Annotated in this window: 28 protein-coding genes, 1 tRNA gene and 1 pseudogene; 26 read left to right on the top strand and 4 right to left on the bottom strand. The window is 63.4% G+C overall.

The genetic code is table 11. The features are described 5' to 3' along the window. Nucleotides 1-261: 261 nt before the first annotated feature. Nucleotides 262-332 (bottom strand) — tRNA-Gly (locus HZR20_RS04550). Nucleotides 333-534: 202 nt separating this feature from the next. Here HZR20_RS04550 and HZR20_RS04555 point away from each other — a divergent pair. The 26 genes and pseudogenes from HZR20_RS04555 to secY all read left to right on the top strand — a co-directional run bounded on the left by HZR20_RS04555 (nucleotide 535) and on the right by secY (nucleotide 15,214). Beyond that, on the top strand, nucleotides 535-1,443 hold the full coding sequence (locus HZR20_RS04555; RefSeq protein WP_181685415.1) for a putative RNA uridine N3 methyltransferase: 909 nt from the start codon (nucleotides 535-537) through the stop codon (nucleotides 1,441-1,443). 7 nt (nucleotides 1,444-1,450) lie between these two features. Continuing rightward, nucleotides 1,451-2,464: a 50S ribosomal protein L3 gene (locus tag HZR20_RS04560; RefSeq protein WP_181685416.1), complete on the top strand. Its 1,014-nt coding sequence runs from the start codon at nucleotides 1,451-1,453 to the stop codon at nucleotides 2,462-2,464. A 5-nt stretch (nucleotides 2,465-2,469) separates the two neighbouring features. Beyond that, nucleotides 2,470-3,213, top strand: a complete 744-nt coding sequence (gene rpl4p, locus HZR20_RS04565; RefSeq protein ID WP_181685417.1) for a 50S ribosomal protein L4 — start codon at nucleotides 2,470-2,472, stop codon at nucleotides 3,211-3,213. Continuing rightward, entirely contained in the window at nucleotides 3,210-3,473 is a 264-nt protein-coding gene (locus tag HZR20_RS04570; RefSeq protein WP_181685418.1) for a 50S ribosomal protein L23, read from the top strand. The genes rpl4p and HZR20_RS04570 overlap by 4 nt, the downstream gene beginning before the upstream one ends. A 2-nt stretch (nucleotides 3,474-3,475) precedes the next feature. After that, on the top strand, nucleotides 3,476-4,204 hold the full coding sequence (locus HZR20_RS04575) for a 50S ribosomal protein L2 (protein WP_181685419.1): 729 nt from the start codon (nucleotides 3,476-3,478) through the stop codon (nucleotides 4,202-4,204). Continuing rightward, nucleotides 4,201-4,626 (top strand): 30S ribosomal protein S19, encoded by a 426-nt coding sequence (locus HZR20_RS04580; RefSeq protein WP_181685420.1) that lies wholly within the window; start codon nucleotides 4,201-4,203, stop codon nucleotides 4,624-4,626. The genes HZR20_RS04575 and HZR20_RS04580 overlap by 4 nt, the downstream gene beginning before the upstream one ends. A gap of 3 nt (nucleotides 4,627-4,629) precedes the next feature. Next, on the top strand, nucleotides 4,630-5,106 hold the full coding sequence (locus HZR20_RS04585) for a 50S ribosomal protein L22 (RefSeq protein WP_181685421.1): 477 nt from the start codon (nucleotides 4,630-4,632) through the stop codon (nucleotides 5,104-5,106). Next, nucleotides 5,106-6,062: a 30S ribosomal protein S3 gene (locus tag HZR20_RS04590; protein ID WP_181685422.1), complete on the top strand. Its 957-nt coding sequence runs from the start codon at nucleotides 5,106-5,108 to the stop codon at nucleotides 6,060-6,062. Before HZR20_RS04585 ends, HZR20_RS04590 begins: the two co-directional genes overlap by 1 nt. Next, nucleotides 6,059-6,286, top strand: a complete 228-nt coding sequence (gene rpmC / locus HZR20_RS04595; protein WP_181685423.1) for a 50S ribosomal protein L29 — start codon at nucleotides 6,059-6,061, stop codon at nucleotides 6,284-6,286. Before HZR20_RS04590 ends, rpmC begins: the two co-directional genes overlap by 4 nt. Then, entirely contained in the window at nucleotides 6,286-6,603 is a 318-nt protein-coding gene (locus tag HZR20_RS04600) for a ribonuclease P protein component 1 (RefSeq protein ID WP_181685424.1), read from the top strand. Before rpmC ends, HZR20_RS04600 begins: the two co-directional genes overlap by 1 nt. After that, nucleotides 6,594-6,920: a 30S ribosomal protein S17 gene (locus tag HZR20_RS04605; RefSeq protein WP_181685425.1), complete on the top strand. Its 327-nt coding sequence runs from the start codon at nucleotides 6,594-6,596 to the stop codon at nucleotides 6,918-6,920. Before HZR20_RS04600 ends, HZR20_RS04605 begins: the two co-directional genes overlap by 10 nt. Beyond that, complete coding sequence (locus HZR20_RS04610) at nucleotides 6,920-7,318, top strand: 50S ribosomal protein L14 (protein WP_158855095.1); 399 nt, start codon at nucleotides 6,920-6,922, stop codon at nucleotides 7,316-7,318. Before HZR20_RS04605 ends, HZR20_RS04610 begins: the two co-directional genes overlap by 1 nt. A gap of 3 nt (nucleotides 7,319-7,321) precedes the next feature. Beyond that, on the top strand, nucleotides 7,322-7,675 hold the full coding sequence (gene rplX, locus HZR20_RS04615; protein ID WP_181685426.1) for a 50S ribosomal protein L24: 354 nt from the start codon (nucleotides 7,322-7,324) through the stop codon (nucleotides 7,673-7,675). After that, nucleotides 7,676-8,494 (top strand): 30S ribosomal protein S4e, encoded by an 819-nt coding sequence (locus tag HZR20_RS04620; RefSeq protein WP_181685427.1) that lies wholly within the window; start codon nucleotides 7,676-7,678, stop codon nucleotides 8,492-8,494. Continuing rightward, nucleotides 8,491-9,018 carry a 50S ribosomal protein L5 gene (locus tag HZR20_RS04625; RefSeq protein ID WP_181685428.1) on the top strand — a complete coding sequence of 176 codons (528 nt, stop codon included), beginning with the start codon at nucleotides 8,491-8,493 and terminating at the stop codon, nucleotides 9,016-9,018. Before HZR20_RS04620 ends, HZR20_RS04625 begins: the two co-directional genes overlap by 4 nt. After that, nucleotides 9,015-9,206, top strand: coding sequence for a 30S ribosomal protein S14 (locus tag HZR20_RS04630; RefSeq protein ID WP_181685429.1), 192 nt, complete (start codon nucleotides 9,015-9,017; stop codon nucleotides 9,204-9,206). Before HZR20_RS04625 ends, HZR20_RS04630 begins: the two co-directional genes overlap by 4 nt. A gap of 2 nt (nucleotides 9,207-9,208) precedes the next feature. Further along, the gene (locus HZR20_RS04635; RefSeq protein ID WP_181685430.1) at nucleotides 9,209-9,601 is read left to right on the top strand and encodes a 30S ribosomal protein S8; all 393 of its coding nucleotides are present in this window, start codon (nucleotides 9,209-9,211) and stop codon (nucleotides 9,599-9,601) included. Nucleotides 9,602-9,603: 2 nt separating this feature from the next. Then, nucleotides 9,604-10,140 carry a 50S ribosomal protein L6 gene (locus tag HZR20_RS04640; RefSeq protein WP_181685431.1) on the top strand — a complete coding sequence of 179 codons (537 nt, stop codon included), beginning with the start codon at nucleotides 9,604-9,606 and terminating at the stop codon, nucleotides 10,138-10,140. Next, a pseudogene (locus HZR20_RS14700) lies at nucleotides 10,140-10,301 on the top strand (helix-hairpin-helix domain-containing protein); the annotation flags it as partial. The gene HZR20_RS04640 and the pseudogene HZR20_RS14700, both read left to right, overlap by 1 nt. 174 nt (nucleotides 10,302-10,475) lie before the next feature. Beyond that, a complete protein-coding gene (locus HZR20_RS04645) occupies nucleotides 10,476-11,159 on the top strand; it encodes a 50S ribosomal protein L32e (protein ID WP_309484902.1) in 684 nt (227 codons plus the stop codon). Next, nucleotides 11,152-11,601, top strand: a complete 450-nt coding sequence (locus HZR20_RS04650) for a 50S ribosomal protein L19e (RefSeq protein ID WP_181685433.1) — start codon at nucleotides 11,152-11,154, stop codon at nucleotides 11,599-11,601. The genes HZR20_RS04645 and HZR20_RS04650 overlap by 8 nt, the downstream gene beginning before the upstream one ends. Continuing rightward, nucleotides 11,601-12,164 carry a 50S ribosomal protein L18 gene (locus tag HZR20_RS04655; RefSeq protein ID WP_181685434.1) on the top strand — a complete coding sequence of 188 codons (564 nt, stop codon included), beginning with the start codon at nucleotides 11,601-11,603 and terminating at the stop codon, nucleotides 12,162-12,164. Before HZR20_RS04650 ends, HZR20_RS04655 begins: the two co-directional genes overlap by 1 nt. Continuing rightward, complete coding sequence (locus tag HZR20_RS04660; protein WP_181685435.1) at nucleotides 12,161-12,796, top strand: 30S ribosomal protein S5; 636 nt, start codon at nucleotides 12,161-12,163, stop codon at nucleotides 12,794-12,796. Before HZR20_RS04655 ends, HZR20_RS04660 begins: the two co-directional genes overlap by 4 nt. Further along, nucleotides 12,796-13,260, top strand: a complete 465-nt coding sequence (rpmD, locus tag HZR20_RS04665) for a 50S ribosomal protein L30 (protein ID WP_181685436.1) — start codon at nucleotides 12,796-12,798, stop codon at nucleotides 13,258-13,260. The genes HZR20_RS04660 and rpmD overlap by 1 nt, the downstream gene beginning before the upstream one ends. Continuing rightward, the gene (locus HZR20_RS04670) at nucleotides 13,260-13,745 is read left to right on the top strand and encodes an uL15m family ribosomal protein (RefSeq protein ID WP_181685437.1); all 486 of its coding nucleotides are present in this window, start codon (nucleotides 13,260-13,262) and stop codon (nucleotides 13,743-13,745) included. The genes rpmD and HZR20_RS04670 overlap by 1 nt, the downstream gene beginning before the upstream one ends. Nucleotides 13,746-13,747: 2 nt before the next feature. Continuing rightward, nucleotides 13,748-15,214, top strand: coding sequence for a preprotein translocase subunit SecY (secY, locus tag HZR20_RS04675; protein WP_181685438.1), 1,467 nt, complete (start codon nucleotides 13,748-13,750; stop codon nucleotides 15,212-15,214). Between the two features lie 559 nt (nucleotides 15,215-15,773). Here secY and HZR20_RS04680 read toward each other — a convergent pair. From HZR20_RS04680 to HZR20_RS04690, 3 genes are read right to left on the bottom strand one after another with little or no spacing between them, the layout of a single operon-like run. Next, entirely contained in the window at nucleotides 15,774-15,995 is a 222-nt protein-coding gene (locus tag HZR20_RS04680) for a hypothetical protein (RefSeq protein ID WP_181685439.1), read from the bottom strand. Then, the gene (locus HZR20_RS04685; RefSeq protein WP_181685440.1) at nucleotides 15,992-17,533 is read right to left on the bottom strand and encodes a TrkH family potassium uptake protein; all 1,542 of its coding nucleotides are present in this window, start codon (nucleotides 17,531-17,533) and stop codon (nucleotides 15,992-15,994) included. The genes HZR20_RS04680 and HZR20_RS04685 overlap by 4 nt, the downstream gene beginning before the upstream one ends. A gap of 39 nt (nucleotides 17,534-17,572) precedes the next feature. Then, nucleotides 17,573-18,262 carry a potassium channel family protein gene (locus HZR20_RS04690; protein WP_181685441.1) on the bottom strand — a complete coding sequence of 230 codons (690 nt, stop codon included), beginning with the start codon at nucleotides 18,260-18,262 and terminating at the stop codon, nucleotides 17,573-17,575. Nucleotides 18,263-18,339: the final 77 nt, after the last annotated feature.

The following is an 18,339-nucleotide window of genomic DNA, read 5'->3' on the forward strand; positions in this document are numbered from 1 at the left end:
TATACCGTTCTGATGCTTGGCATACAGAAGGCGGTACGTAACGACTCTGAAAATTAAAACTCCTATAGTAGATAGTACTCCATCTATTGACTCTTTCTGACAAAAGTCATCGATCAGTATCACACGTCTGCAAGTTATCCATTATCAAGACCGCTCTTGCATGGAGTATCTTGGGTTATTTAAACCTCTTATCCGCACCGCACAGCGTTCTGAATCGCGACGCGACGAGACGCGTCGCTTGGTAGTTTGCGTTGAAGAAGGTGCGACGGCCGAGATTTGAACTCGGGTTAGGACCGTGGCAGGGTCCTGTGATACCACTACACCACCGTCGCACGGTGCATCTCAAACTGGGGCCGGAGAGAAATATAAGGCTTCCGAATCTCGTGGACGGGAGCACCCCGTCCCGTCATCGACTCGCGTGGGGCGCAATCCCTTGATAGAACCTCTCACAACCGGGTCAAAGCGGCATCCTTTTAGGACTTGGGCCGGGAGTAATCGGCACAGTCTAGTGGCGTGACCTGGAAGCGTCACGGCATGACGACCAACGCACTCGTGCCGTCGTCGCTCTGCCGCGAGGCAGAGGACAAACGCGAGGCGACCCGGAAGATCGGCTACGTGGCCCGTGCGGCCACCGTCTTCGGGGTCGACCGTTTGACCGTCTTCCCCGACCCTGACGGGGCGGGGAAGTTGGACGGCGGGTTCGTCGAAACCGTGCTGCGGTACGCCGCCACACCCCCCTACCTCCGAAAGGCGGTATGGGACAGGCGGGACGAACTGGAGTGTGTCGGCGTCCTGCCGCCGCTCCGCGTTGCGACACAGACCGGCTCCGGATCGGACGATTCGGGGTCGTTAAGACAGGGAATCGTGACCGAGGTCGGACCTGATGGGCGCGTCCGGGTCAATTGCGGCCTGCAACACCCGATCTCTCTCCCCGTTCCGGACGACCGGACCGTGGCTGAGGGAGAGCGTGTCACCGTCAGGGTCTCTTCGAGACGACCGGTCCGCGCGAAACTCACCGACGAGCCCCAAGCGGGCTTCCAGGTGGATCGAGCGGACCTCGATACGGCGCTCGCACGCTCCGATGCCGGCATCACCATCGCCGCGTCCCGTCACGGCCAGTCGCTCACGTCTGGGCGACTTGGCCAGTTGATCGGGACGGTCGATGGGGCCGGCGGCGACCTGACAGTCGTCTTCGGAGCGCCCGAGCGCGGTTTGCCGGCTATCCTCGGCGTCGATACGGAGTCCGTTGGCTCCACCACTGTGGCGGAGCTGGCGGCTGCCGACGACACGGAGGACGGAACTGGCGACGCGGTAACCGGATCTCGGCCGGACGGAACCCGGTTCGACCTCTGGCTGAACACGGTTCCTAACCAGGGCAGTGAGGTCGTGCGAACGGAAGAGGCGATGTTCGCCACCCTCGCGCCCCTGACGCTCACGGAGTGAGAATCCGATGCCACAACCAAACAGACCACGCAAAGGCTCGCTGGCCTACAGTCCGCGCAAGCGCGCGACCAGTGAGACGCCGCGGTTCAACAGCTGGCCCGACGACGAGGGTCAGCCGGGGACGCAAGGCTTTGCCGGCTACAAGGCCGGCATGAGCCACGTCGTTGTCATCAACGACGAACCCGACTCACCGCGGGAGGGCATGGAAGAAACCGTGCCCGTCACGGTCGTCGAGACGCCGCCAATGCGGGCGGTGGCTCTGCGAGCCTACGAGGATACGCCGTACGGTCTGCGTCCGCTGACGGAGGTCTGGACCGACGAGTTCCATTCGGATCTCGATCGGGCCATCGATCTTCCCGAGGAGCAGGACGGCGATGCTGCAGAGGAACAGATTCGCGAGGCACTCACAGACGGTCGCCTTGGGGACGTGCGTCTCATCACGCACACGGTCCCGGGCGAACTGTCGAGCGTGCCCAAGAACGAACCGGACGTCATGGAAACGCGCGTCGGCGGTGGCAGTCTCGAAGACCGCCTCGACCACGGGCTCGAGCTCGTTGGCGAGGACGGCGAGTACGCCCTGACCGACGTTTTCCGCGCCGGCGAGTACGCCGACGTTGCGGGCGTCACCAAGGGCAAGGGCACCCAGGGCCCCGTCAAGCGCTGGGGCGTCCAAAAGCGGAAGGGCAAACACGCCCGCCAGGGCTGGCGCCGACGCATCGGCAACCTGGGCCCGTGGAACCCATCGCGGGTTCGCTCGACGGTGCCCCAGCAGGGCCAGACTGGCTACCACCAGCGCACCGAACTCAACAAGCGCCTCATCGACATCGGCGACGACGACGTCACCCCCGACGGTGGCTTCGTCAACTACGGCGAGGTCGACGGGGACTACGTGCTGGTAAAAGGGTCGGTTCCCGGCCCCCAGAGTCGCCTCGTTCGCCTGCGCCCGGCCGTCCGGCCGAACGACCAGCCGCGTCTCGACCCTGAGGTGCGGTACGTCTCTACGGAGTCTAATCAGGGGTGAGATGAATGCAGGCAACACTACACGATCTGGACGGCGAGGAAGACGGTGACGTCGAGCTACCGGACGTCTTCGAGACGCCCTACCGGCCCGACCTCATCAAGTCGGCGGTGCTTGCCGCCCAGGCTAATCGGAAACAGGATTACGGTGCAGACGACTACGCGGGCATGCGAACGCCCGCAGAATCGCAAGGGAGCGGCCGCGGCATGGCACACGTCCCACAGCAGGACGGGCGAGCGAAGCGCGTGCCCCAGACTGTCGGCGGTCGACCCGCACACCCGCCCAAAGAAGAGAAAGATCGGGCACCCGCGATCAACGACAAGGAACGCAAGCAGGCCGTTCGGTCGGCGATCGCGGCGACGACTGATGCGGACCTCGTCGCCGAGCGCGGTCACGAATTCGACGACGAGACCGACCTGCCGCTGGTCGTCAGTGACGCCTTCGAGGACCTCAAGAAGACCCAGGCGGTCGTCGACGTCCTCGAATCGCTTGGCGTCCACGCGGACATCGATCGTGCCGACGACGCGACCGTCCGGGCCGGCCAGGGAACGACCCGTGGCCGGAAGTACCGACGGCCGACGTCGATTCTGTTCGTCACGAGCGAGGAGCCGTCGAAAGCAGCACGGAACCTCGCGGGCGCGGACGTCACGACCGCACGCGAGGTCAACGCTGAAGACCTCGCACCTGGCGCGACGGCCGGTCGCCTGACGGTCTGGACCGAGAGCGCCCTCGCGGAGGTGGCCGACCGATGACTGATCCGATCAACGTCATCGAGCACCCACACGTCACCGAGAAGGCGATGGACAAGATGGACTTCGAGAACGCCTTGCAGTTCATCGTCGCACTCGACGCTACCAAGGACGACGTGACCGAGGCGGTCGAAACGCAGTTCGACGTGACCGTCGAGAACGTGAACACGCAGGTCACGATGAACGGCAACAAAAAGGCAGAGGTGACGCTATCCGAGGCGGACGACGCCGAGGAAGTCGCCTCCCGAATCGGGGTGTTCTAACTATGGGACGACGCATTCAGGGACAACGACGCGGTCGCGGGACGCCCACGTTCCGGGCACCCTCCCACCGCTACAAGGCGGAGCTTTCGCATCGTAGCACCGAGGCCACCGATGGTGACCTCGTTGCGGGCACGGTCGTGGACATCGAACACGACCCCGCCCGATCGGCGCCGCTTGCGGCCGTCGAGTTCGAAGACGGCGATCAGCGCCTCGTTCTCGCACCGGAAGGCGTTGGTGTCGGCGACGAGATTCAGCTTGGCGTCTCGGCCTCGATCGAGCCAGGCAACACGCTCCCGCTGGCGGAGATCCCGGAGGGCATCCAGATCTGTAACGTCGAGGCCCAGCCGGGCGACGGCGGGAAGTTCGCTCGCGCCTCTGGTGTTTCGGCGCAGTTGATGGCTCACGACCGTAACGTGGCGGTCGTCCAGTTGCCAAGCGACGAGGTTCGACGCCTGGACCCGGATTGCCGGGCGACGATCGGCGTGGTGGCCGGCGGTGGCCGCACGGAGAAGCCGATGGTCAAGGCCGGCAACAAGTATCACAAGATGAAGTCTCGCGGGACGAAGTGGCCGCGGGTTCGCGGGGTCGCGATGAACGCCGTCGACCACCCGTTCGGTGGTGGCGGCCGACAGCACCCCGGGAAACCGAAGTCCATCTCGCGGGACGCCCCGCCGGGCCGGAAGGTGGGCGACATCTCCTCGCGACGCACCGGCCGAGGTGGTGACGAATGAGTTCTAGTGATTACCAGATCGGCCACGAGGGAGAGTTTACCTACCGTGGTCATACGTTAGAGGAGTTGCAGGAGATGTCGATTGATGAAGTTGCGGAACTGCTCCCCGCACGTCAGCGGCGAACTATCAAACGCGGCCTGTCCTACGAGAAGGAACAGCTGCTCGAAGCGGCCCGCGAGGCCGGCGAGGAAGAAACGGCAAACAACCCGATCAGGACGCACCTGCGGGACATGCCGATTCTCCCCGAGTTCGTCGGGATCACCTTCGCGGTCCACAACGGCGAGAGCTTCGAGCGCGTGAACGTCGAGCCGGAGATGCTCGGCCACTATCTGGGCGAGTTCCAGCTCACGCGCACGAGCGTCGAGCACGGACAGGCCGGGATCGGGGCGACCCGGTCCTCGAAGTTCGTGCCCCTCAAGTAATCCATGGGAATCAGCTACTCAGTCGACGCCGACCCGGACACGACGGCCAAAGCCATGCTTCGGGAGCGTCAGATGAGCCACAAGCACAGCAAGGCCATCGCCCGGGAGATCAAGGGCATGACCGCCGAGGACGCGGTCGCCTACCTCGAAGACGTCATCGAGGGCGCACAGTCAGTGCCGTTCAAATCCCACAACTCGGGCGTCGGCCACCGAAACGATATCGACGGCTGGGACGCCGGCCGTTTCCCCGAGAAGGCCAGCGAGGCCTTTCTCGATCTGATCGAGAACGCTACCGGCAACGCCGAATACGCGGGCATGGATGGCGAGTCCATGGAGATCATGCACGTCGCCGCCCACAAGGTCGGCGAACAGCGTGGTCGCCAGCCCCGTGCGATGGGTCGGGCCAACGAGTGGAACACGCCAGAGGTTGACGTCGAGTTGATCCTGGTTGACCCCGACGCCGAGGAGGGTGATGCCTGATGGCCGACGAACTGCAGTTCATCGAGGATGGCCTCCAGCGCACCCAGATCGACGAGTTCTTCGAGGACGAACTCGGTCGGGCCGGCTACGGCGGCATGGAAGTCGCCAAGACGCCGATGGGGACCCAGATCGTCCTCAAGGCCGAGAAACCCGGCATGGTGATCGGCAAGGGTGGGAAGAACATCCGCAAGATCACCACGACCCTCGAAGAGGAGTTCGGCCTCGACGATCCGCAGGTCGACGTCCAGGAAGTCGAGGAACCGGATCTGAACGCCCGGATCGTCGCCGACCGGCTGGCCAACGCCCTCGAACGCGGCTGGTACTTCCGGAAGGCCGGTCACACCACGATCGACCGGATCATGGAAGCCGGCGCGAAGGGTGCCGAGATCGTCCTCTCGGGGAAGGTCACGGGCGCTCGCTCACGCGTGGAGAAGTTCAACCGCGGCTACATCAAGCACAACGGCGAACCCGCCCAGGACATCGTCGACCATGGCCAGGGCGTCGCCGTCATGAAGCTCGGCACTATCGGTGTGGATGTCAAAATCATCCCGCCGGAAGCCGAACTGCCCGACGACTTCGAGATCTACGAGGACGTCGATGTTTCCGAGTACGTCGAAGAGGTCGAGGGAGACTCCGTCGAGGAGTTGCTTTCCGGCGAGCCCGAGGACGGCGAAGGCGAGGCGGCCGCCGACACCGAGGACGAGGCCGACGCGGACGTACCTGAGGAAGAAGTCCTCGAAGAGGCCGACGAAGCCGAAGAGTTCGACGAAGTTGACGTGCCCGACGACGACGGTGTCGAGGAGGAACTCGACGAACTCGAGTCGGCAGTCGACGAAGAACTCGACGAAGAGACCGAGGAAGAAGCCGAAGAGTTGCTGGAGGAAATGGAAGACGAGGAGGACACAGCTGACGACGAAGCTGACGCAGACGAAGACACGGAGGGTGATGCCGAATGACGATCCTCCATCCCGAGGAGATCCGCGACATGACGCCGGCCGAGCGAGAGGCCGAACTCGAGGACCTCCAGACGGAACTGCTGAACGCCCGCGCCGTCCAGGCAGCGGGTGGTGCCCCGGAGAATCCGGGCCGCATCAAGGAGATCCGCAAGGCGATCGCGCGGATCAAGACGATCGAAACCGAGGACAGCGAGGCCGAGACGGCCTCCGAAGGAACAGCGTAATGTCACGCACCGCCGCCACCCTGGCTCGCCACGAGCTGCTCGGGCTCGCCGCTCGCGTTAGCGATGCGACCGATTCCGGGCTCGTGGGTATCGACGGCACGGTCGTCGCCGAGACGACCAACACCGTCTCGATCGAGCGCGGTGGGCGGACGTGGCAGGTTCCCAAGGCCGGCGCGACGTTCGCGTTCGACCTTCCCGGCGACGTAGCGGGGAGCCCAGATGCGGGCAAGCCCGAACGCGTCGCCGTCGATGGTGAGCGATTGATCGCTCGCCCGGCCAGACGGACCGAACGCAGAGGTGAATCCACATGGCGCTAGGACTGAACGTACGACAACCGGACGCGACCTGCGACGATCCGAACTGCCCGTTCCACGGAACGCTTTCCGTGCGGGGCCAGACGATCGAAGGCACCGTCGCGTCCACTGATATGGACAAGACCGTCGTCGTCGAGCGCGAGTACGACGTACCCGTGCCCAAATATGACCGCCAGATGAAACGGCGGAGTCGGATTCCAGCCCACGCACCCCCGTGCGTGGACCTGGCGGAAGGCGACACGGTCACGATTGCAGAGACCCGACCACTCTCGAAGACGAAGTCTCACGTAGTGGTCGAGAAACACGGAGGTGCGGACTGATGGAAGCCCTCAATGCCGACGTTACCCAGGGCCTAGAGAAGGGCTCGTTGATCACGTGTGCAGACAACACGGGCGCACGTGAACTCAAAGTCATCAGCGTCGCGGGTTACTCCGGGACGAAGAACCGCCATCCGAAGGCGGGTATTGGTGACAAGATCACCGTTTCGGTGACCAAAGGCACGCCGGAGATGCGCCGCCAGGTTCTCGAAGCGGTGGTCGTTCGCCAGCGCAAGCCGATCCGGCGGCCGGACGGCCAGCGCGTGAAATTCGAGGACAACGCGGCGGTCATCGTCGACGAGAACGAGGACCCCCGCGGCACCGAGATCAAGGGCCCGATTGCCCGCGAGGTCGCCGAGCGGTTCGGCTCCATCGCCTCGACTGCCACGATGATTGTCTAGACTATGAGTGAACAACCAACCAAACAGCGCAATCAGACCGAGCGCGCTCCGTTGCACGAGCGACACAAGCAGGTGCGGTCGACGCTGACCGAGGATCTCCGCGAGGAGTACGGGCAGCGTCGCGTCCGCGTCAACGAGGGCGACACGGTCGAGGTCATGCGCGGTGACTTCGCCGGCGAGGAAGGCGATGTCACCGATGTCGACCTTCGAGACGCGACGATTAGCGTCGAAGAGGTCACCGTCGAGACCGCCGACGGCGAGGAAACGCCCCGCCGGCTTGAGGCCAGTAACGTTCGCGTGACGGACCTCGATCTGTCTGATGACGTGCGACGGCAGCGACTCGAGGAGGACGAATAAATGAGCAACCACCAGAAACGACTCTCGGTACCGGAACGCTGGCCCGTCGAGCGCAAGACCGAGACCTTCACCGTGTCGGCCGATGCCGGCCCGCACGGCGAGGCGGGCGTGCCCCTGCTGATCGTCCTTCGGGACGTACTGGGGTACGTCGACAGCCGCAAGGAGGCCCGGTTCGCGCTCGATCAGGACCAGGTGTTGATCAACGGCGACCCCGAAGGCGACGAAACGCGTCCGGTGGGGATGTTCGACATCCTCGCCTTCACCGAACGCGAGGAGTTCTACCGGATCTTCCCCGGCGATGGCGGTCGGCTCGCGCTGACGCCCATCGACGAGGAATCGGCTCAGTCCAAACTGGGCAAGATCGTCGAAAAACGACAGGTTCCCGGCGGCGACGTGCAGCTGACCCTGCACGACGGCGAAACGCTGCTGGTCGGCAAAGACGACGCATACACGCCAAACGACTCGATCGTCGTGGCCAACGAAGACGAGAAGATCGTCGCCCACTTCACCTACGAGGAGGGCGCACTCGTCACGGCCGTCGACGGCCAGCACGCGGGTGAAATCGGCGAGGTCGAGACGATCCAGGTCACGGCCAGCAGTGCCGACAACAACGTCATCGTCGAACGTGAGGACGGCTCGACCTTCGAAACTGTCGAGGAGTACGTCGTTGTCATCGACGAGAACTTCACAAGCGATGACGATGTAGCGGCCGACGAGGCCGACACTGAAGACGTTGGAAACGACGCCGAGGAAGCCCCGGACGAAGACGCTGAGGACGACGACGAGGGCGACGACGAAGACGGAGGTGCCGAGGAATGAGTTCCGAGACCGAGGCCGAGTTCCACCCGATGCGCGAACCGTCGGTCGAGAAGGTCGTCGTCCACATGGGTATCGGCCGCGGTGGCCAGGAACTCGCCGACGCAGAAGAGATCTTGGCGGAGATCGCGGGCCAGCAGCCGGTCCGGACGACCGCCACGGAGACTATCGGCGAGTTCGATATCCGCGAGGGCGACCCAGTTGGGACGAAAGTCACACTGCGTGACGAAGCCGCCGAGTCGTTCCTCGAGACGGCCCTCGAACTGGCTGACCTCGAGGCTGCACAGTTCGACGAGACGGGCAACTTCAGCTTCGGGATCGAGGAACACACCGACTTCCCGAGCCAGGAGTACGATCCGACGATCGGAATCTACGGATTTGACGTGACGGTCAACCTGACGCGCCCGGGCTACCGGGTCAGCAAACGGGATAAGGCCTCACGCCCGATTCCGTCGACCCATCGACTCGATCCCGACGATGCCGTCGCGTTCGTCGAGTCGACCTTCGACGTGGAGGTACGCGAATGAGCGAGAGTGAAACTGACGCCGACGCGGGCGAACAAACCGGCGAGCAGGCCGCAAAGCGGACCGGTCAGCTCGAAGTCTGCCAGCGATGCGGTCGCAAGCAGGGTCTGGTCGGCAAATACGACATCAACCTGTGTCGGCAATGCTTCCGGGAGATTGCCCGCGACATGGGATTCAAGAAGTACAGCTAACGATGACGGGTAACGATCCACTCAGTGCCGCCCTCTCCGGCGTCGATAACGCCGAGAGTGTTGGCAAGCTGACGTTCACAGTCGAGCCCGCCTCGAACGAGATCGGCAGTGTCCTCGAAGTGTTCTACGATCGAGGCTATATCGACGGCTTCGAGCGCGTCGAGGACGGCAAAGCCGGGCAGTTCGAGGTCGAATTGAAAGGTGCGATCAACGAGTGTGGCTCGGTCAAACCCCGCTATTCGGCGGGGGCCGACGAGTTCGAGCAGTGGGAGAAGCGATTCCTCCCTGCCCGTGACTACGGGACGCTCATCGTGACCACGAGCCACGGGATCATGAGCCACTACGAGGCCCGCGAGGCGGGCATCGGTGGCCAGGTGATCGCATACGTATACTGACAATGCCACGCACAGAACTACAGCTACCTGACGAAGTCAGTGCCGAGGTCGATCACCTCGAGCTTACTGTCGAGGGACCTGAAGGCAGCGTAACGCGTCGACTCTGGTATCCCGACGTTTCGGTCGATGTTGAAGACGAGACCATCGTCATCGAGTCCGACGCCGATGACGCCGAGACGATGTCCACGCTTGGCACATTTGAGAGCCACGTGCGGAACATGTTCCACGGCGTCACCGAGGGCTGGACCTACGAGATGGAGGTCTTCTACTCACACTTCCCGATGCAGGTACGCGCCGAGAGCGAGGAAGTCGTTATCGAGAACTTCCTCGGCGAAAAGGCACCGCGCCGGACGCCGATTCACGGCGAGACCGAGGTCGAGATCGACGAGGAAAAGATCTCCCTGCGCGGACCCAGTATCGAGGATGTCGGCCAGACGGCCGCGGACATCGAACAGCTCACCCGCGTCACCGATAAAGACGTTCGGGTGTTCCAAGACGGCGTCTACATCACCGAGAAACCGAATCGAGGTGAGGTCTGATGGCTGACGAAGAACCTACGGAACTAACAGATGTCGGCGGGATCGGCGACCAGACGGCCGACGCATTGGCCGAGGCTGGTTTCGATACCGTCGATGACTTGCGAGCAGCTGAGGAATCGGAACTCACCGAGGTCGAGGGGATCGGCAACGCCCTGGCGGCCCGGATCAAGGCCGATGTCGGCGACGTTGACGTCGAAGAGGACGCTGACGCCGAGGTCGAAGACACTTCGACCGACGAAGCTGACGACGAGGCTGACGATGCCGAGAGCGAGGACGAGGAGTCCGAAGCAGATGCCTCGGCTGACGAAACGGAGACGCTCGCTGACTACGAGGGTCTGACCGACATCAGTGGCGTCAGTGAGGAGACGGCCGACGCATTGAGCGAGGCCGGCTTCGAGACCGTCGAAGCCGTCGCACGCGCCGACCAAGACGACCTGACCGAGGTCGAGGGTGTCGGTAACGCTCTGGCGGCCCGGATCCAGGCTGACGTCGGCGAACTCGACGTCTCGGAAGCCGAGACTGCCGACGTCGAAGAGGCAGGCGAGGCCGCCGAGGAAGCCGAAGATGTCGAAACGGAACTGCAACCCCGTGGACTGACCGAGAAGACGCCGGACCTCTCCGACGAAGAGGCCCGGCTGCTGGTCCAGCGTCGTCGCGAGGGCAAACCGCAGTTCAATCGACAGGACTACCACAAGAAAAAGCGTGTGCCGACGTCCTGGCGACGACCGCGGGGCGGGCTCTCGAAGCAGCGCCGCGGCATCAAGGGCAAAGGCGACACGGTCGAAGCCGGGTTCCGCACTCCCAAGGCGACTCGTGGATTGCATCCCTCCGGCTTCGAGGAAGTTCGCGTCCACAACGTCGACGATCTCGACGGTGTCGACGGGGATACCCAAGCAGTACGCATCGCCTCGAAAGTCGGGGCTCGCAAACGCGAACGGATCGAAGAGCGCGCCGAGAGCGAGGCAATTCGCGTGCTCAACCCCACCTACGTCGAAGTCGAGGTGAGCGAGGATGAGTGATCTCAGCGCACAGAAGCGACTGGCGGCAGACGTTCTGGACGTCGGGCAGAACCGCGTTTGGTTCGACCCCGAAGCACAGGGCGAAATCGCGGATGCGATCACCCGTGAGGACGTCCGTGACCTCATCGATCAGGGCATCATCCGCACGAAAGAAAAGAGCGGGAACTCTCGCGGTCGAGCCAAAGAGCGCCAGAAGAAACGCGCTTACGGCCATCAGAAGGGGCACGGGTCCCGAAAAGGTGCTGCGGGAGCGCGACAGAACGAGAAAGACGACTGGGTGTCCCGCATTCGGGCCCAGCGCGAGCGGCTGCGAGAGCTCCGAGACAGCGGCGAGCTGTCGCCGACGGAGTATCGCGAACTGTACAACCAGGCCAGCGGCGGCGAATTCGACGACGTCGGTGACCTGAACCGATATATTGACGACCAACACGGTGATCAGTGATGGCGACAGGACCACGCTACAAGGTGCCGATGCGTCGGCGCCGCGAATCTCGGACGGACTACCATCAGCGGTTGCGCCTGCTGAAATCCGGCAAGCCACGCCTCGTGGCGCGGCTCTCGAACAGCCAGGCCAGGGCGCAGCTGGTGACAACGGGTCCCAATGGTGACGAAACTGTTGCAGCGGCCACGGCCAACGACCTCGCCGAGTACGGCTGGGATGCGCCGACGGGTAACCTGCCCGCCGCGTACCTGACCGGACTCCTCGCGGGGCTTCGGGCGATCGAGGCCGGCTACGAGGAGGCAGTGCTGGACATTGGGCTCAACACGCCGACGCCAGGAAGTAAAGTATTCGCAATCCAGGAAGGGGCGGTCGACGCCGGCCTGGAGATACCCCACAACGACGACGTTCTGGCCGAGTGGCCACGGACGCGCGGCGAGCACATCGCCGAATACGCTGAGTCCCTCGATGAGGGGCTTTACAGCGGGGATTTCGACGCGACAGAACTGCCCGCACACTTTGATTCGGTGCGGGAGACGCTACTCGAAGGTGACATCGAACTATGAGCGCTGACGGATGGGAACCACGAACGCGGCTCGGCCGGCAGGTCGCCGACGGCGAGATCGACTCGATGCGCGACGCCCTGAACGCCGGGCTGCCGCTGAAGGAATCGGAAATCGTCGATCAGCTCGTTCCCGGGCTGGAAGACGAGGTGCTGGACATCAACATGGTCCAGCGGATGACCGACTCGGGTCGCCGGGTGAAGTTCCGCTGTGTCGTCGTCGTGGGCAACCGTGACGGGCTCGTCGGCTACGCCGAGGGGCGTGACGATCAGGTCGGCGGCGCGATCCAGAAGGCCATCGACATCGCGAAGTTGAACATGATCGATGTCTCGCGTGGCTGTGGCTCCTGGGAGTGTGGCTGTGGGCGACCGCACACGGTCGCACTCCGAACCACAGGCAAGGCCGGCAGTGTCGAGGTCGAACTCCAGCCGGCCCCGCGCGGGCTCGGGCTGGCCGGCGGCGAGACCGTCCGGCACGTCCTCGAACTGGCCGGCATCGAAGACATCTGGACTCGGTCGTCAGGGAACACCCGGACGACGGTCAACTTCGCGAAGGCGACGTTCAACGCCCTGCGCAACACGGCCGAAGCGCGGGTCCCCGAGCGTGCCTTCGAGGAGCGTGAGGTGATCGAATGATGCAAGCGATCGTCCAACTGCGCGGCGAGGTCGACGTCAGCCAGGACATCGTCGATACCCTGGAGATGCTCAACCTCGGTCGCGTCAATCACGCGACGCTCGTCCCCGAAACCGATACGTATCGGGGCATGATCACGAAGGTCAACGATGTCGTTGCCTACGGTGAACCGTCAGCCGAGACAGTCGAACTCCTGCTCGAACGGCGAGCCGAGCCCGCCGAGGGTGAGGGAGACATCGACGACGACTGGGTTGGCTGGAACACCAACTACGACGACCTCTCGGCACTGGCCGAGGCGCTGCTCGAAGAGGAGACAACTCTGCAGGAAGCAGGTCTGTCGCCGACGCTTCGGCTACACCCGCCCCGGAAGGGCCACGACGGGATCAAACATCCCGTCAAGGAGGGTGGCGAACTCGGCAAGCACGATACCGACGGCATCGACGGACTGCTGGAGGCGATGCGATAATGACAGACAAGAGCAAACGCCAGCGTGGCTCTCGAACGCACGGTGGCGGCACGCACAAGAACCGTCGTGGGGCCGGTCACCGCGGTGGGCGCGGCGACGCCGGCCGCGACAAACACGAGCAGCATCTACACCCGCCGATCGGAAAGAGCGGCTTCACGCGGCCCGAGAAGACCCAAGAAGATATCGCCGAGATTGACGTCCGACAGCTCGATGAGAACGCTGCCTTGATGGCCGCCGACGGTATCGCCGAAGAAGACGGCGACGGCTACCGGATCGACGCCCGCGAGGTCGTCGAGGACGGCTTCGATGTCGACGCTGTAAAGGTCCTCGGTGCCGGGCAGGTTCGCAACGAGCTGACCGTCGTCGCCGACGCCTTCTCGGCCGGTGCCCGCGAAAAGATCGGGGCTGCCGGCGGAACCGCGACGTTGAGCGAGCGAGGCGAACAGCGACAGGCTGACAAGGACGACGCCGACGATACCGAGTAAGGATGAGCTGGAAGGACACCGCCGAACCACTGCTGACGCGGATGCCGTCAGTCGCTCGACCGGATCGCCACGTCCCGTTCAAACGGAAGCTTGGCTGGACAGCCGGCGTCCTGGTCCTGTTTTTCTTCTTGAGAAACATCAATCTGTACGGCCTTGGTACCGGTGGATCGAACGCATTCGGTCGGTTCTCGTCGATCCTTGCCACCCAGCAGGGATCGATCTTGCAGCTGGGGATCGGGCCGATCGTCACCGCGAGTATTGTCCTGCAGTTGCTCGGCGGGGCGGACTTGCTCGGGCTAGACACCCAGAACAATCCGCGCGATCAGATTCTCTATCAGGGGCTCCAGAAGTTGCTGGTGCTCGTGATGATCGTGCTAACGGGCTTTCCAATGGTGTTCGCCGCCGACTTCCTTCCGGCCGAGCCAGTGTTTGGACTGGGTGTGGCCGGGACGAAGTGGTTGATGTTCGCCCAGATCTTCGTCGGCGGTGTCCTCATCCTTTACATGGACGAGGTGATCAGCAAATGGGGCGTCGGCAGCGGGATCGGCCTGTTCATCATTGCCGGCGTCAGCCAGAGCCTGGTCGGCGGATTGATCGCGATTCCACAGATCTCCGGAAATTGGGGTTTCATCCCCTACTGGATCGGTGCAGTGGCTGGGATCGTCGATGCACCGTCGGTGCTGACGGGCCAAGGGATAACACAGCTCATGTTCCACACGAGTGGACAGAACTATATCGGACTGATCGCCATCCTCACGACGCTCTCGATCTTCGTGATCGTCGTTTACGCGGAGTCGGTCCGCGTCGAGATCCCGCTGAGCCACGCTCGGGTGAAGGGTGCGCGTGGTCGGTTCCCGGTAAAGCTCATCTACGCGAGTGTCCTGCCGATGATCCTCGTTCGGGCCCTGCAGATGAACATCCAGTTCCTCGGCCGGATTCTCAAACAGCAACTCGGGACGTTACCGGCCTGGTTGGGCCAATACAGCGGTTCACAGCCGACTGGTGGGCTGTTCTATTACATGGCACCGATCCAGTCGCCCGGCGAATGGGCGTGGTTCCTCGGCGGAGTCTCCCAGCCGGCCTGGAAGATCCTCACGCGAGTCGGGGTTGACCTCACGTTCATGATCATCGGTGGTGCGATCTTCGCCATCTTCTGGGTCGAGACCACTGACATGGGGCCCGAAGCGACGGCCCAGCAGATCCAGGACTCCGGGATGCAGATCCCCGGCTTCAGGCAGAGTCCTGGCGTCCTCGAGAAAGTCCTCGGGCGCTACATTCCGCAGGTGACGGTCATCGGCGGCGCACTGGTCGGCTTGCTCGCTGTCATGGCGAACATGCTCGGCACGATCGGTGGCGTTACCGGGACGGGCCTGCTGCTGACCGTCTCGATCACCTACAAGCTCTACGAGGAAATCGCCGAAGAGCAACTCATGGAGATGCACCCCATGATGCGCCAGATGTTCGGCTAACGCAGGCGAACCCCGCTTCCGCCGTCCATTTTGACGCTTGCCGCTCGTCTTGTGCCGTGTGAGTGTCGTCGGCCGTCAGTACGTACAGCCTCGGCTGCGTATACTCGCCGTTCGCTGGGCCGTTTCAGTCAGGAGCGTTCGGCCACCCAAATAATCGTCTAAAATATGAAATAAATATATCACAGTTGAAATTGTATATAGAGCTTGATGGAGGGTCGTCGATCAGACCTTCCGCCGAGTGGCGTACCTGCTGATCGTCCTGATGCTGGCGTTCATGGGGGCAGGGACAGTCGTTTCGTTTGTCGTCTTGCTCTGAGGGGGACGGCGGTGGTCGGACAGGCACGAGAGAGAACGCGTCCGGGACGCAGAGCGATCGCTCTGTCAGCGGTGTCATCAGTACCAGGTCACTGCTGAGATTGGGTAGTACAGACGGGAGCTCGTAGCAGACTAGGACCCATCACGCAGCAGACGGCATTCGCCACTCTCGGTGGTGAATAGCTGCCCGAGCGTACAGGTATCCGCCGCCCGGGTCGGCATCATCCCAGGCACTAATCCCGCCTCAGTCGGAGACGGGCAGCCCACGATACAGCACGTAACAGACGAAGACGGCGATGTAGGTGAGCGCGAGTAGCTCGGCGATGATGGACTGGTCGAGGATAGTACTCAGGATGGTAACGATGAAAATGACCACGGGCCCGACCAACAGCAACCCATCATAGACGCGATCGTCGGCCCCGGACTCGGAGATGGTTCGAACGATCGGAAGCTCCCGGAGGGTCATGCGTACATCCCCCCGCGACGGAACAGGACCCTGAGGGCGACCAGGATCGGGATGATCTCCAGCCGACCGATCCACATATGCCCGAGGAAGGCGACCTTGCCGATCGCCGGCAGCGATTCGGGACCGGTGATGCCAGAGGAGAGCCCGACGTTGCCCTGGGCGCTTGCCACCTCGAAGAAGACGTTCGCCAGGGAGAACTCCTCGGCGGGCAGGATGACCAGCAGCAGGAACGTCCCAACAATGAGGAACGCGATCCAGAGCACGACGATAATCGTCGCCTCGACGAACTCCCGGTTGGCCTCCGTCTCGGTCAGTCGCCGGCCATTGATCTGCAACCGTCGCACGGCGCTATCCGGATAGAAGATGTCCGCGACGTGATAGCGGATACCCTTGATCAGGGTCAGTCCGCGTATGATCTTGATTCCGCCGGCGGTCGACCCGGCCGCCCCGCCGACGAACATGCCAAACGCCACGAGTAGTTGTGCCTGGGCTGGCCAGGCTCCGAGGGCAACGTTCGTCGCATCGACGGCGGTCTGAAAGCCCGTACAGGTCGCCGCCGAGACGAACTGGAAGGCACCGTATCGCAGGGCCGCCCCCGGCGAGTCGTAGGGGCCAACGTACAGGAACGCCCACAGCAACGCCGACCCCACACTCATGTAGATGAACACCCACCGGGTCTGGAGATCTTTGTAGAAGTTCCGGAGGTCGCCCTGCAGGATCAGGTAGTGGACGGGAAACGCGATCGATCCCAGCAACATGATGGGGATCAGGGCCGCATCGATGAGTGCGCTGTCGTAGGTCGCGATGGAGTTGTCCGTGATCGAGAACCCACCCGTTGCGAGGCCAGTCATCGCGTGGTTGATCGCGTCCCAGGGTGGCATGCCCGCGAGGAACAGCGCGAGAATCGAGACGAACGTAAAGAGGAGGAAGATCCACCAGATCGTCCGGACCGTCGAGACGATGCTCGGGTGGATCTTCTCGGATCGGGCCTCGCTCTCGTAGAGCGTCAGCGACCCACTGCCGGGCCGGGCGAGGATTGCCGTCGTGAGGACGATCACGCCGACGCCGCCGACCCACTCGATGAACGTCCGCCACCACTGGAGGCTACGGGGAAGCACTTCCTCGTTGTCGGTCATCGTGAGGCCGGTGCCGGTGAAGCCACTCGTCGACTCGAAAATGCCGTTTAGCGGGTCCTGGAAGGCCGCGAGCGTCGAGGTCGCTTCGAGAGTCGAGGGCAGATCCAGATGCACACCCCACGCGATCAACAGGAACGGGAGCGACCCGAACACCCCGACCAGCACCCAGCCCGTGGCGGCGACGACCATCCCGTGCAGACGCGAGGGGGAGTCAGCGTCGGCGAAGCGCCGGTGCAGTCCGTAGCCGACCGAAAGCGGGACGAGCGCCGAGGCGCCGAAGGCGACAGCCCCGAACCACTCACCCCAGGCCAATGGAACGACGATCGAGACGCCCATCAATCCGCCGAGGGCTTCGAGGATGCGGCCGACGTCACGTCCGATCGTCGCCGTCTTTCCGTTCATGGCTGTGTGGGGTCGCTGAATCGAGCGGTGTCCCTCAGGTCACTCGACTGTCCGATCTTCATAGTGGCCGAAGATGTCCGTGATCTCCGGATCGGCCCCGACGGCCGAGTAGACGGTCAGGAGATCGCCGGCGTGGATCGTCGTGTTCCCGCGCGGAGTAATGGGTTCGCTAGCGTCTTCCCGTTCGACCGCGACGACGAGCGTGTCCTGAGAGAGCAACCCCTCGTCGGCTGTCTCCTGTAAAGTCTTGCCCACGATGGGCGCGTTCTCGGTGACGGTGATCTCGAAGACCTCGGCCTCTTCGCCGACGCGCATGTAGTCGACGATGGCCGGTCGCGCCACGGCGCGATAGAGATACTCGGCGATGAGTTCCTGGGGGTTCTCCATCGTGTTGACGCCGATCTGCTCGAAGAGGCTCATGTGCTCGGGGGTGTGAACCACCGAGAGGATCGACGGGACATCGTGCTCTTTGGCGAGCAGACAGACCATGATGTTCGTCGCGTCCCGGTCGGTCGTCGAGATGATGGCGTCCGCTTGATCGGCACAGGCATCGGCCAGCGTGGCCTCGGTCGTCGCATCCGCGTTGAGCACGAGGCAGTCGAACCGGTCGGCTGCGCGGTTGGCCCGTTCGTCGTTGCGCTCGATGACAACGACTTCGTTGCCCGAACGCGTCGCGATATCGATCAGTGGTGTGCCGATGTCCCCGGCACCGACGATGATGATGTACATACGTGCCTGTCCCTCCGGTCACTTGGTTCGACTATCTCAACCGACGTAAGTGAGGCTTCCGATCCGGCCGTGGTGAT

Source organism: Halorhabdus salina (assembly GCF_013839425.1).
Taxonomy (GTDB): Archaea; Halobacteriota; Halobacteria; order Halobacteriales; family Haloarculaceae; genus Halorhabdus; species Halorhabdus salina.